Annotated in this window: 13 protein-coding genes; 10 read left to right on the top strand and 3 right to left on the bottom strand. The window is 36.8% G+C overall.

What is annotated here, in order from left to right; genetic code table 11:
- Positions 1-3: 3 nt before the first annotated feature.
- A complete protein-coding gene (locus QE429_RS15035; protein WP_307288032.1) occupies positions 4-2,679 on the bottom strand; it encodes an AfsR/SARP family transcriptional regulator in 2,676 nt (891 codons plus the stop codon).
- A 205-nt stretch (positions 2,680-2,884) separates the two neighbouring features.
- On the opposite strand from QE429_RS15035, the gene QE429_RS15030 reads away from it, so the two are divergent.
- The 7 genes from QE429_RS15030 to QE429_RS15000 all read left to right on the top strand — a co-directional run bounded on the left by QE429_RS15030 (position 2,885) and on the right by QE429_RS15000 (position 8,745).
- Positions 2,885-3,565 carry a DUF2306 domain-containing protein gene (locus QE429_RS15030; RefSeq protein WP_307288031.1) on the top strand — a complete coding sequence of 227 codons (681 nt, stop codon included), beginning with the start codon at positions 2,885-2,887 and terminating at the stop codon, positions 3,563-3,565.
- A gap of 2 nt (positions 3,566-3,567) precedes the next feature.
- Positions 3,568-4,182, top strand: coding sequence for a VC0807 family protein (locus QE429_RS15025; RefSeq protein WP_307288029.1), 615 nt, complete (start codon positions 3,568-3,570; stop codon positions 4,180-4,182).
- A gap of 18 nt (positions 4,183-4,200) precedes the next feature.
- Complete coding sequence (locus QE429_RS15020; protein ID WP_307288028.1) at positions 4,201-4,704, top strand: GNAT family N-acetyltransferase; 504 nt, start codon at positions 4,201-4,203, stop codon at positions 4,702-4,704.
- 17 nt (positions 4,705-4,721) lie between these two features.
- Positions 4,722-5,738, top strand: a complete 1,017-nt coding sequence (locus tag QE429_RS15015; protein ID WP_307288026.1) for an alpha/beta fold hydrolase — start codon at positions 4,722-4,724, stop codon at positions 5,736-5,738.
- 73 nt (positions 5,739-5,811) lie between these two features.
- Entirely contained in the window at positions 5,812-6,201 is a 390-nt protein-coding gene (locus tag QE429_RS15010) for a VOC family protein (RefSeq protein WP_307288025.1), read from the top strand.
- Positions 6,202-7,074: 873 nt separating this feature from the next.
- Positions 7,075-8,037 (top strand): helix-turn-helix transcriptional regulator, encoded by a 963-nt coding sequence (locus QE429_RS15005; RefSeq protein WP_307288023.1) that lies wholly within the window; start codon positions 7,075-7,077, stop codon positions 8,035-8,037.
- A 75-nt stretch (positions 8,038-8,112) separates the two neighbouring features.
- Positions 8,113-8,745: a type 1 glutamine amidotransferase family protein gene (locus QE429_RS15000; protein WP_307288021.1), complete on the top strand. Its 633-nt coding sequence runs from the start codon at positions 8,113-8,115 to the stop codon at positions 8,743-8,745.
- 541 nt (positions 8,746-9,286) lie between these two features.
- Here the strand turns inward: QE429_RS15000 and QE429_RS14995 are convergent.
- Together QE429_RS14995 and QE429_RS14990 are read right to left on the bottom strand one after the other, a co-directional pair.
- Positions 9,287-9,862: a dihydrofolate reductase family protein gene (locus QE429_RS14995; protein ID WP_307290834.1), complete on the bottom strand. Its 576-nt coding sequence runs from the start codon at positions 9,860-9,862 to the stop codon at positions 9,287-9,289.
- A gap of 1,013 nt (positions 9,863-10,875) precedes the next feature.
- On the bottom strand, positions 10,876-11,334 hold the full coding sequence (locus QE429_RS14990; protein ID WP_307288020.1) for a GNAT family N-acetyltransferase: 459 nt from the start codon (positions 11,332-11,334) through the stop codon (positions 10,876-10,878).
- A 156-nt stretch (positions 11,335-11,490) separates the two neighbouring features.
- Here QE429_RS14990 and QE429_RS14985 point away from each other — a divergent pair, with 156 nt between their 5' ends.
- From QE429_RS14985 to QE429_RS14975, 3 genes are all read left to right on the top strand, one after another.
- The gene (locus QE429_RS14985) at positions 11,491-11,943 is read left to right on the top strand and encodes a GNAT family N-acetyltransferase (RefSeq protein ID WP_307288018.1); all 453 of its coding nucleotides are present in this window, start codon (positions 11,491-11,493) and stop codon (positions 11,941-11,943) included.
- Between the two features lie 66 nt (positions 11,944-12,009).
- Positions 12,010-12,267, top strand: a complete 258-nt coding sequence (locus QE429_RS14980) for a DNA-binding protein (RefSeq protein ID WP_307288016.1) — start codon at positions 12,010-12,012, stop codon at positions 12,265-12,267.
- A gap of 159 nt (positions 12,268-12,426) precedes the next feature.
- Positions 12,427-13,578 (top strand): cell wall-binding repeat-containing protein, encoded by a 1,152-nt coding sequence (locus tag QE429_RS14975; RefSeq protein ID WP_307288015.1) that lies wholly within the window; start codon positions 12,427-12,429, stop codon positions 13,576-13,578.
- The last annotated feature ends 364 nt before the right edge of the window (positions 13,579-13,942 follow it).

Raw genomic sequence — 13,942 nt, 5'->3', positions numbered from 1 at the left:
TCTTTATTGACCATGATTTGAAAACCATTCCTGCAATTTTGTTTTAACCGGAATGCCTAATTCCCCTTCAATGGCATGTTCCATTTTAATTCCAATATGCTTAGCATGACTGATTTTTCCGTTTTTTACCAACAGCTTAATATACTCCCAATATACACCCTCGGCAAATTCATCATGCTCAAGGATTTTTTCATAATAGGCCATTCCTTGAGTAAAATCCTTTTGACCCCAATAATATTGACCTAATTCTTTAAGCGCCCGAAGATAACTTTGTTTAGTAGATTCCCTAATGGGTTCAAGAAAGGCTTCATATGGATATTCAGCTAATAAATCACCTTGATAAATACTCACTGCCATTTCTAGATTAGCCATTCGTTCTTCAGTTGACTGCCCAGCTGCTTGAACTAAAAGGCGAAACCGTTCAAGGTCAATCTCACAATGGCTTTTATCTAGAAAAATAAATTCCCCGGTTTGAACGATATACTTTGACAGCTTTGCTGACTCCAAATCCGGTTCTAAGGCCTTTCTAAGAGTGGAAAGTGAGACATAAAAGCGATTGTTTTGTGATGAATACGTTCCGTCTCCAAATAATTCTTCTAGAAGGATGTCTTTCGGTATTTTTTGCTGATTTTGTATGGCTAAAAAGAATAGAAGACGTAAACTGGATTTTCTTTGCAGGGCCACATCATAGCCCCCAAGCTGGAGCTGAAAGTGTCCTAATAGCTTGATTGACAGCTTACAATTTTGCTCTGAAGAAACGATGATTGTTTCCTTTGGCTTATTACGAACCATTTCCAGTAATTGATGAACCATGGTGCAAAAATAGCTGTAATGGGAAAAATATTTTGAAGCACTCTGTAAATATTGTTCTGCCAGTATTGGTTCGTTTTTCATGAAATAAATCATTCCAAGTTCGAGATAGCCCCAGCCAAGGTCGGTATCTAATTTAAACTTTTCCGCTTCGATCATACCTTGATTAGTAAAGAGTAAGGCTTTGTCGAAATCTTTCTTTAATCGATAATATTTTCCGATGGCAATAAGGGGATAAACTCGTGCTCCTTCATCGTCATATTGATTAGAAAGCTTGAGGAGCTCATCGACAAATGGTTCTGCCCGTGAGAGTTCATTCCGTTCCAATAACAGCTCGGTTAATACCCACGTGGCATGCATCCGGCTATCAGAGGAACCCCCCAGTTCGATGTTCGTTAACGCCTTCCTTGCAAGTGTAATTCCTTCTTCTATTTGACCATTGAAGCGGCAGCATTGAGCTGCCAGTGCAAGATTCACGGAAACTAAGTCTGAATCACCAAGTATTAGACTGCCTTCATATGAAGAAAGGAAGAGTGAATACGCTTCATCAATTTCACCGGAATAAAACAGGATGATCCCAAGTCGATGTTCAAGATAGACGAGGGAAGAAGAAACACCTTGCTGTTTTAAGGAAGATAATGTTTGTTTTAACGGGCCGATGTAACTTTCAAGGATTGGGATGGGAACACTTCTGAACAAAAAGTGAGAAAAAAGCGCCATCGAAATCGATGGGCATATGGTTTCTAGAGATCCATCAAGTAATAAAATAAACCGCTCAGGTGTGTAAAGATTCATCATCTTTTGCATAAGCCTAGCAGCGTCTCCATAGCTATTCGCTGCTAAAAAATGGGCAAAGGCAAAATAATAGTGATACTCCGCTTCGTATAGCTTTGCTGCTTTTAAATGTAGGTTCCGTACTTCATGCTTTCCTTTAGTTTCAATCAACCTTTCATATAAATAGGCACGAAAAAGGGGAAGATAGCTGTTTTTTCCTTCTATATTTTTCTGAATATAAAAACGTTGGTTAAGACGCGCATTTGCCCATTCTTCTGGAACCACTTGTGTAAAAGAAGCAATCAGCTGATGATCCCATTCATGCAGGATACTGGTTTGCAGAAGGAAGTCAGTTAGCTCATCTGAAGCGTGTAACAACTCCGTTTCTAACTCCAAAAATAAATCAGAAAAAGGGAACATTCTCCGGTCCCATCTGCGATGCTTAGGATGAATAGCCTTCCAGGCATCAAGAATCAGAGGAAGACTTGCAGGCCATCCGGATGTTTTCCTGTGAATAAGCCCTACATCATACTCTTCCAAGGGTAAACCATTTTGCTGAAAATAGTCCTTTAGTTCTGCTGGTGTAAATGTAAGTTGATGTTCGTTCATTTCCGCAAGTCGATTTTGTACTTTTAATTTGGTATACGGAAAGGCAGGGCGCTGTCTACTAATGACTACAAAGGTAACGAATTGGGATGCATGCTGAATCAGCTGTAGCAGGAAATCGCGTAGCATGGTTGATTCAACTAAATGAAAATCATCGAAAACAATAACTAATGGGTGTTCCCTATGAGCAAGCGTTTCGAGAATGGTTATTTCTGGTCCTTTTAGTTGTGATTCCCTGATAGACAGGCCATGAGCGAGAAGATCCATAATCTCCGAAAAGCTTCGACTCAAATCCAGAAAGGAGAACCAAAGTGTCAGAATTTCTCGAGTACGAAGGTAATGGGCAAGTACAGTTGTCTTTCCATAACCACCGCCTGCTATGACACTGATGAGAGGTTTGGAAAAATGTCGGTCCATCTCCTCGAATAAAGAAACGCGTGTAAAGGAATGATCGCTGGGCGGAATCTGTAAATCTCTAGATAATACCATGGAGAATGCCTCCTTTCCTGTAAGAGTTTGTAAGTTTAGCATAATAGAAAATTATAACATATGTAAGAATTTCTTGGAAAACTGTAAGAAATCTGTAAGGTGGAGGGGTTAAAGTTAAGGTTAGGGACAGTCCCCCGGCGATTTAACGCAACGGGGGACTGTCCCCAACTAACTAAATCATCCATAAAAAAGGGGACAACACAAAATGAAAAAATTAAAATCAAAGACCTTATGGATATCCTTATTTGTTACCGTTTTTCTATTTATTGCTTACGTAGTCATTCAATATTTTTTCGTCAGTGCAAAGGAATCAGGTGTGGTTCAAGGGAAACTGGCTACGCCACATTTCCCTTATAAACCATGGATCGGATTCTTATATGTCCATATCGTTGCAGGGTGCACTGCTTTTATTATTGGTCCTTTTCAGTTTCTCAAAAGACCAGTTGGAAAAGGGGCAGCCCGCCATCGTAAACTCGGCTACATCTATGTTCTGTCTATCGTCTTAGCAGGACTCGCAGGCATGTATTTATGTTGGTTTGCAACGGGCGGAATCATCAGCGGATTAGGATTTTTTATGTTAGATCTATTATGGCTGGTGACAACGGGAATGGCGTTAAGAAAAGTTTTGCAAAAAAAATTCACTGCACACCGCCAATGGATGATTCGCAGCTATGCCGTAACCTTTGCATTTGTAACGTTCCGACTGTATTTACTTCCTTTTACATTATTATTTGGCCTTTCTATACAAACAGCCATTCAAATAGCTTCGTGGCTTTGCTGGATCACTAATCTATTACTAATTGAGCTTTATTTAAGGAAGAAATCTGTTAGTAAGGCAGAAATTACTCGAATGAATAAAATCACAACAAGAAAAGAAGGGATTTAACCATGATGAAACGAAAGGATATTTACCTGACTTTGATTATTAACGGCCTTGTACCTTGGGGGATTTATATGATTTTATCTAAACACATGAGCAGTGTCGCTGCACTTTCGATTGCCACACTCGCACCTTTAGCGGATAATCTATATTTTCTCTTAAAACGGAAGAAGCTAGATGTTTTTGGAATGCTTATGCTGTTTACATTTATTTTAACATTGTTGCTAGTCATGCTCGGAGGCAGTGAAAAACTGTTACTGATAAAAGAATCATTTATCACTGCGGTGGTTGGATTTATTTTCTTGGTCTCGCTTTTACTGAAAAAGCCATTAATGTTCCATCTAGCACTCCGTTTTATAGGACCAAGCGGATTTGCAGACAACTGGAAATATGATTATTTTCGATTTGTTATGAGGCTCATGACTTTTGTCTGGGGCATGGCACTCGTTCTTGAAGCAACAGTACGGATTACCTTAGTGTTTGTCCTATCTACGGCTACGTATCTAGCCATCTCAAACATCATTTTATATGGTTTTATTGGCGGAGCCATCATATGGACTGTTTATTACCGTCGAATTTCCGGAAATCGACTAAAACTCATTGTCAGTAATGATAAGTGCTAGATTAATGAGGTGTGGATCATGATTATAACTAGATTATCAGAGGCAGATAAGGGTCACATTCTTTCATTATTTAAGGCTGTAACAGCTGAGTTGCAAAAAGGCGGCATCAAACAATGGGATCATTTTTACCCCAATCGATTTATAGTAGGTAAAGACTTGAAAGAGCAACATCTTTTTGGAGTGAAGGAAAAGGGTCAGGTGATTGCTGTCATTACAGTTGACCGGAACCAAAGCAAGAAATATCAAACCGTCATTTGGGAGGACACTGCAGAAAAAGCCGGATGCATCCACCGGCTGGCTGTTCATCCAGAGCATCAAGGAAAAGGGTTAGGAAAACAATTGCTACAATTTGCAGAAGATCAAGTGGGAAGGGTAGGTCTTCAAAGCATCCGTTTGGATGTATTTTCATCTAATCCTTCTGCCATATCCATGTACGAGAAAGCAGGTTATCAAAAAAGAGGGCAAATTTTCTTTCCTTTCAGGAAAAAGCCTTATTTCTGCTTTGAAAAAAGAATTGAATAAGATAGGAGGAAAGAGTATTGGTCGTTTTGTATGTATTAGCAGCAATTGGACTCTGTTTGATTCTTGGAGTCCTTTATCAATGGGCCGCTACTAAATATGACGAAATGCATTACCCTGCACCAGGTAGGTTTGTAGAAATTAATGGACGAAAGATTCATTACCAGAGCTTTGGGATAGAAAAGGGACCTGTAGTCATTTTTGACCATGGCTGTGGAATCGGCTCCTCTTCCCTGATTTGGAAACTGGTTGCCGACCAAGTTTCGCAGTTCGCTAGAGTGGTTATTTATGATCGAGCAGGATATGGCTGGAGTGAGCCGGGTCCTTATCCAAGAACAAACGAATCAGTTGTAGAGGACCTTCGTGTTTTAATTGAAAAAGTCGTTATAAAAGGACCCATTGTTTTAGTAGGACATTCCTATGGCGGGTTAAATGTACGTCTATTTGCTAAAAAATATCCGAATTTAGCAGCAGGAATCGTCCTTGTGGACGCCACCCACGAGGACGAACTAACCAGCCGTTTCCCAGACAAACATGTCAAGGGACAACTGATGGGACGCAAAGCCTTTAAATTAATAAAGTATATGTGTTACGTTGGTATGTTAAGAATCATGGGGCATTTCCGTGCTTTCTCTCAATTACAAGATATCTTAAAGAAATTCCCTAAAAGACTACAGCCCATCTATCAATCCACACTTTTTATGAATAAAACAGCAAAGACCGTAGAGAGCGAGTTTTCCCATCTTGATTTAGGCTACGATGCTGTAAGAGGGGCGACACTTGGAAATACCCCATTAGTGGTCATTAAAAGTGGAATAGTTGAAAATCTAAATGGATACTCAGAAGCGGAAGTGGCAGAAACGAAAAAAGCCTTACACGAAGTAGCGGTAGAAATGTCAAAGCTATCGACAAATGGAGAGTTATGGATCGCAGAAACAAGCGGCCACAATATTCATATCGAGGATCCTGATCTAGTAGCAAAAGCAATTCGGTGGTGCCTGTCCCCCAGTACGTTAAAGCAGGAAAGGATCGATTGATGTAGAAAAAAGGGTTTTTCTGTTTAAAGGAGAATTAATTTATTTGGTAGATGTTAATGAGAGGATGATGAACATGAACACTTCAAAGGTAACTCCCATTAAAAATGAGATGGGGGCAGTATTTATCCATGTGAGTGATTTGAAAAAATCTGTGGAATGGTATAGTCACATATTAGGATTGAACGTTGATTTAAGTGAAGTGAACTCCCCTGTTTATAACATACCCGTTCGTGGGACAACTGGATTGACTTTAGATGATCATACATTTGATCCAAACTTTAAGCATCAACCAGGTTCCGGTCCGATCTTTAATTTTATCGTTGAAGATATTGATAAGGCTTACAGTTTTATTAAAGAGAGCGGGATAGAAATTGTAAGAGAAATCGAAAGAATTGGGGAGCACTTTGCTTGGTTCAACTTCGCTGACCCTGATGGAAATGTGCTGATGGCTTGTACTTGCTAATATTAAAAAAGACATTCAAAAAAGGATAACGGATTCCGTTCCCTATCACTAAGATTGACAATGCAAGTTATATTGAGTGGGAATTTGTATATGAATTTGCCACTCGTTTTTTATTGATTTAAAGCCATTCGGGTTGAAATTTAATATAAATTTGTATAGTAAAATGCCCTGAAATTTTCGGGGTACAATGGATGTTGGTACGGTTGTTTCATTTCACTTTTAATTATCATTGTCGCTTTAAACTTTACTAGTGACTTGGGGCAAGATTTTAAAAAGTATTGGATTAAGTACAGGAAACTCAATATTATTTGTTTGGGAATTATTTTAGTATGTTTAATATTGGTAATTTTTTTGTTTAAATAATAAAAATAGAGTGAGTGTTTCGGTTGTTTTTGTTTCTCCTATTTTTTACTGAAATTATTATTCCTACTTTAAACGTTGATTCAATTTTGGTTGAAAGAATAATTGATTCATTAATGGGTTTATGCTTAATTGCTTTTGTCTTTAAAGTGTTTTTCTTAAAAGGCAAATAGTATTAATTTTATTAAGCTAACGGTGCTCTACTTCAAAAAGAGTAGAGCTTTTTTGTTGTTCTTTTAACGTCACAGGGAGTTAAAGAAGTTTTCTTTCCTGGATAGGTGCATACTGTGTAGGACAACCTTATGAATGAATTGTATAAGTTGTTAGACTTATAAATAAAAAGAGAGATTTCCATTGGATACAATGGTTTTACCATCTTTACAAATTCTCAACTAGAGAATGAACAATCAGGTTACAGAGTTGAAATTGAAGAGCAATCACTAGTTTGTTCTAATAACGGAGATTGGAAGGAAAATATAATAGAAAATAAATTTCATATAGAGGTGGGATTATATGCCTAAGATTGACAATATGTTAGCAATTCTATGGATGCTTCGTTCAGGTAAAAAAATTACTGCAAAACAAATTTCAGAAAAGTTAGAGATGAATATTAGGTCTGTGTATCGTTATATTGATACAATTTCAACAAGTGGCGTACCTATAATTTCAGAACCAGGACATAACGGTGGATACACTTTATTGAACAATTTTATTGAGGCTCCACTTTTTTTTGATTTTGAGGAGCAAACTTCACTATTTCACGCTGCTGTTTTTGCAGAAGAAGCCGGATATTATGGAGGTGAAGCACTAAATAGGGCCATTTCAAAACTAAGTAAATACTCAAATCAAGAGCAGGAAACAAAGATAAACCAACATTTAACTAGTCTAGAAGTAATAAGTCGATTAAGTTCACTCTCTATGGAACCTTTTTTGAAGGAGTTGGAGCAGGCCGTTTCTGACGGGTACTCAGTAAAAATTCTCTACCATAAAAGTGGCGAAGAGCAATTAAATTATAGATTGGTCGATCCGTACAGAATTATCTATTGGAATAATAAGTGGTATGTGATTGGATTTTGTCATCTTAGGAATGATATCCGTAGTTTTAGAGTAGATCGAATTGAAAGTCTAATGCTAACCGAAAATAAGTTTATCCGGCCAGAAAATTTTTCAGCACGTGACTTTTTTATAAAAAGTCTTCTTCCAACTATGGAAGATAAGGAAGGGATTATTTCTTTGGTTATTAATGGGGATAAAAGTGTATTGGCTGATATTTGCCAACATTGGTTTTTAGGACATTATTTACAAGAACGGACTTCAAATCAAGCAGTTTTTCTTCTTGAAAAAGATATGATACATACATATGTACCTTATTTACTTTTACCGTACAATAAATCTATTAAAGTTATTGAGCCAATAAGTCTTAAGAAAAGAATTATTGAAGTTCTGTCGGAATTAATAAAATTTCATCAAGTATAATAACTTCCCTGACGTTAACTGTCAGGGAAGTTTTATTATACTAGCTATATCAATTGTGAATGGGAGTGTTATTGGGTGCAAACAAAAAAAGTTTTTCTATATGTATTTAATACAATGTCGGACTGGGAATATGGATATTTAATTGCTGAACTAAACTCAGGTAGATATTTCAAAAAAGATTTAGCACGCTTAAAAGTAATTACAGTAGGAGCTAATAATGAAATGATTACAACTATGGGAGGACTGAGCATAAAACCAGATATTTCACTTGATGAATGTACTCTTGAGAGTAAAGATCTTTTAATCTTACCAGGAGGAACTACTTGGAGTGAAGAAATTCATCAACCTATCTTGGAAAGAATTGGCCAAGCTTTAAAACTTGGCACTATTGTTGCTGCAATTTGTGGTGCAACTGAGGCCCTTGCGAATATGGGATACTTAGATACTAGAAAGCATACAAGTAATAATTTAGAATACACTAAAATGGTATGTCCTAACTATAAAGGAGAAAAGTTCTATGAGGTGGGATCTGCGGTATCTGATGCGAATTTAGTTACTGCATCAGGAATAGCTCCTCTGGAATTTGCGATGGAAGTACTGAAAAAATTAGATGTATTTGCAGCAGATACATTACATTCATGGTATAACCTAAATAAGACTCATCAACCTGAATACTACTTCCAGTTAATGAATTCAATAAATAGCTGAGCCAGAATATCAACTTGGCAGTTTTAATTAGTTCAAATAAAAATAATGAAGTAACTGAAAAGTTCACTTTCTCTATTTTGTTTTGCAGAGAAGTTGGGCTTTTTAATTTGGAAATTCCTTATCCTTGTAAATCAGCATTTTCCTGACGCTCCCTCTTATTGAAGATACTTGCAACTTTCCTGAAAGAAGTTTTTGAACAAATGCACTCAAACTAATGGGTGCTTTTCTTGAAGAAACTGAATTTCAGGCCTAAAATGCGGTTCATTTTTTCTCAAGATTGTATTTTTTCAACCTTTTATGGTAAGCAACTTTTCATTTCACTCTTTTTTTCATTAGCTTTAGATTGCTTGACTTTGCATTTTTTTAGGGATCCTTAAGCCAAATTGTTTTGCAGGTATGATTTACTTAATGTATGCGTCATCATATTAAATTTAGGCTATATTAAATCCTGATGTTAATCTATATGATAAGAAAGCCACCTCGATGAAGAGGCGGCTTATTGAGCTATTGTTTCCGTCGTAATCTGCTTTAGGAGAAAAGTTCATCTAATCGTCTGGTAAACAAGGGCTATGGCTCCAGAATTAAATGTCTTGTTTTCAATCAGGTTAAGATTGATTTTCTCCTTTAGACCTTGGAATAACGGCAACCCGCTGCCAATCAGGACGGGAGAAACTGTAATTTTATACTCATCTATTAAATCAAGCTGCATAAGGTAGTGTGCTAACCTAGGACTACCGAGGATGACCATATCCTTGCCTGGTTGCTGTTTGAGGTTCTTGATTTCTTCCTCGACATCTTCTTTCACCAATATGGAATTGTTCCATTCGACTTTCTCCAACTTCGTGGAAAAAACGATTTTGGGTGTCTTTTCGATCCACTCGGCATGATCCCGTTCATGTTGCGAAGCTGAGGGATCAGAGGGCACAGAGGTCCAGTAACTGTGCATCATCTGGTAAGTCTCACGTCCCCATATGACTGTGTCGGCAGTACTCAGGATTTCTTTCGCGTGTTTCTCCAAGTCAGTATCGTATGAAACCCAGCCAATGTCCATTTCACCATTCGGACCTTCTACAAAACCGTCGAGTGATGAGTGTAGAAATAGAACAAGTTTTCTCATTTTTAGTCTCCTTTGTTCATGAGGGATATTTTTTTCATACTTCTTTTCGTCTAATGTAAGTATAGCCAACCTTCTATAAATTTTGGCAAAAAAGTTCTATAAGTAACACTATTTAAATAAAATGTCAGGATCAGGTCCCGTTTTGTTTTGTTAAAGAGAAGAATGTCAAGAACCACAATTAACCAAACGGGGTGCTTTTGTGGAAGAACTAGCTGCCATTTTCGGCGGCTTTTCCTATTGAAGTAACGATCAGGTTAGCTGAAGAAGGATTTTGAGTGAAAAATGTAGAATTTCGATAGGTAACATTCAAAATCGGAGAGGGACGAAATGAAAAATAAAGAAGTAGAAAAGAGAAGATTATAAAATGATTGAAAAGTCTTGAAAGGACGTTAATTACTTTGAAAAACAAGACCATTGTTCGAATGCCAAGTATTTATATATGGATAGGGTTGGTAGCAACAACTCTTTTCACAATAGGTGGATTTGGTGTTGTTCTTTTTCCTAAAATTTTTGTAGAAAGCCTACTTTTAGAAAATTTATTAATATCTTTTCCATATGTCCTATTAGGAACGTATTTGATAATGGTTGGTTTGTTCTGGAATATACAGGTGGATAACGACTCCGACTATTATATTTATAGAACAATCTTCGGTCGAACTTACAAAATATTTTATAATGAAATTTCGTACTTCAAAACTTGGGAGCACGTAATGTTTATAAAATACAAGGGGAAAATTTTTGTTGTCCATCCCTACGCAATAAATTATAATATTTTTCTTCAAATGCTTATTCGAAAAGATCTTAAAAAGAAGTTTAAGGGTAGACAGTAATTTATTCCTATCAAGTGAAGTTCAATGGAATTGTGAAAAAATGTACTTAAGTTAAACCAGCTAATAGTTTGTCAACATTTTTTAATAAAAAGTATAATAACGTCATGATATACTAAAAATGTCTATGCGTCTCGGTATTGAAGAACGATTTTAACCTAGATTTCAAGGTTGAAAATATGACTATCATATAGATTGTTTTGAAAAGGACCATAAGTACATATTATCCTTGCTTCCAATTCTTTTCATATTTAATTTTTCTAAGACTTTAATTGAGGAAATATTATCAATCAAACATTCTGCAACTATTTTTTTAACATTACCTGATGAAAATGCCCACTTTAAAATTTCATTTACTGCTTCTGTTGCAAATCCCTTGTTTTGTGCTGCTGGTACAATTCCATATCCTACCTCAACAATATTTTCTGAGTCTGGCTTGCCTTTAAACCCGATATCACCAATGATTGTATTATCATCTTTATTTATAACAAGCCATACACCCCATCCTAAAAGGGAAGGTTCGTCCTTTAATTTCTTCAAGTAATTATTTATATGGCTACCCATTTTAAATTCTTTGGTTGCATACATAGATAATGATTCATCAGTGCAAGGGACAATTTTTAGTCTTTGAGTTTGAAGTTCCATATTTTTCTCCTTGTTTACTTAATTTTTATCACTTCTGTATACAAAACTATGTTCGCCAATCATATTCATTTCTCCTGCTTATTGAACAAACGGGCAGGTTGGTTTAACAAGAAATGGTAAAATGAAAGAAAATACAGTTATGTGGGAGAGAGTAATATGGATATTCGTAAACTAAATACAGATGAAGAGCCTCCAATGGATTTATTGTTATTAGCTGACCCTTCTAAAGTAATCGTTCAAGAATATATGCAAAGAGGAGAATGCTTTGTAGCTGAAAACGATGCTGAAATTATTGGGGTTTATGTACTCCTGCCGACAAGACCTGAAACGGTGGAGTTGGTGAATATTGCAGTATTAGAAGCCCAGAACGGTAAAGGCTTTGGGAAACAACTTGTAATAAATGCAATCGAAGTGGCTAAGTCAAAAGGATACAGAACCATAGAAGTCGGAACTGGAAATTCAAGCATTGGACAATTAGCACTTTACCAAAAATGTGGTTTTAGAATTACTGGTATTGATATAGACTTTTTCATTCGGCACTATCCAGAAGAGATTTTCGAAAATGGCATACAGTGCAGGGATATGGTTCGACTATCTCAAGATTTATAGATTTAAAATAGAAAGCATTGTTGAACTAACGAGTGCTTGAGTCTAAGAAAGTCAGGTGGGTGAAAAATGAACCAACCAACAGTAAGTGAAATAATAAATAGACTAGATTTAGTTCTTACAGACAGAATGACAAGGGAAGAAGTTTCGGGTTGGGCTTCGTACTATGTAATGGCTGATAATCGTACCATTGATGATGAAATTGTTTGGGAGTTACTAAAGATAATTAGTGGTATAGACATTTTAGATTCACCGAAAACTTATCTCCATAATGAAGAGGATATTAAGGACTGGATCAAAAATGCAACTAAATCCTTATTGAAGTAACGGGTGCATTAGTTCAGTAAGATGAAGGTATTCTAGGAGATCAAATAGGGGATTGAATCCTTTGAACCCTGGGATATAAGGTGGTATTCTTCTAAAGAAGGACTATTTGTAAATACATAGAATAAGTGTAATGTAAATTATTATTTTAGGAGGAACTAGATGAAAAAAGCTCTTGTTCCGATAGTGCTTATCAGTACTTTGTTGTTTCCATCCCTGGCTTTTGCGGAGGGGCAGATTCAACCGACCACTCCAGTTATTCAGACACAAATAGATACTATTACTACTGGTTGGAAAAACGAAAATGGGCATTATTTTTACTATAACGATCAAGGAGAAAAGGTTACAGGGTGGCTTCATTTAGAAGGGAAAACCTACTATATTGATTCCGTTAATGGCCGCTTAACCGGGTTACAATCCATATACAATGATGCAAACAATTTATTAGAGTACTATTATTTTAATGTAGAAGATGGCGCGATGGTAACGGGCTGGTTAAAACGGGATGGTAAATGGTATTTTTTCGAGAAGTCTGGCAAGATTGTAAGAGGATTCTTTAAAGATGTTGACGGTAAGAATTATTATCTAGATGATAACACCGGTGAGATGAAAACTGGCTGGATTGCTGACGGAAGTGATTGGCATTATGCGGATGGAAGCGGAGCTTTTAAGACTAGTTCCTGGCTCTTTTATAAAGGAAGCTGGTATTACCTTGATCAAGACAGCTATATGGTAACCGGAGATGTCAAGGTGGGATACAAACTCTATTTTTTTAAGCAAAATGGAGCTTTGGTCAACACAGCAGGCTGGCAAAGATATGGAAGGGATTGGTACTACACGAATCCTGATGGAACACTTGTAACGGGTTGGAAGAAAGTCGGAAATAAGTGGTATTATTTCAGTGTGTACAGCGGTTTCATGTATACAGGCTCTCAGGTAGCACCTGCAGGTCATTATACAGAAAGATTTTATTACTTTGACAGAGACGGTGCCTTAGCATCCACGGAAGGCTGGAAATTTGATGGGGTAAACTGGTACTTTACACGGACAGACGGTTCCGTGCTTTGGAACTGGCAATACATAGGGGGATATTGGTATTATTTTGACCATTACGGAAGGATGTTTACTGGTGTCCATCAAATTGATAGTAAGACCTATTTCTTCACAAATAGCGGACATATGTATACAGGTTGGCTGAAATCGGATGGATATTGGTATTATTTCAACCGAAGTGGGGAGCAAGTTTTTGGAAAAGCTACGATTAATGGTGTGACCTACAACTTGGATCCAATTACAGGACAGTGGATCCCTTAATTATGGTAATTGAGGTGTGTTAAAATTTATCTGCTAGGGAGCCTAAGGGGAAAATACCCTAAGGCTCTTTTTATATGTCAGTATAGCGTCCAAATGGGCTCTTTCCATAAACGGGAGATTTCTTATTCAAGTAACAGGTGCACGTGCTTAGGGACAAGCTGTTATTTAGGCAGTCTTTCTTATTGTATTAACGAAGCAGTTTAGCTGAAGAAGGTTAAATAAAAACAAGCAGAGAATTATTATGTAAGATAATATGCGAGGAATGATTTTGATGAAGCAGCACATCTCAATAGAGGTTGGAAACTGGAAAAGTGAAGACATTGATGAACTTAAGGATTTAGTTTTATCCTTGGAACGATACCCG

Source organism: Bacillus sp. SORGH_AS_0510, assembly GCF_030818775.1.
Classification (GTDB): domain Bacteria; phylum Bacillota; class Bacilli; order Bacillales; family Cytobacillaceae; genus Neobacillus.
This window is presented reverse-complemented; position numbering and strand designations above follow the sequence as displayed.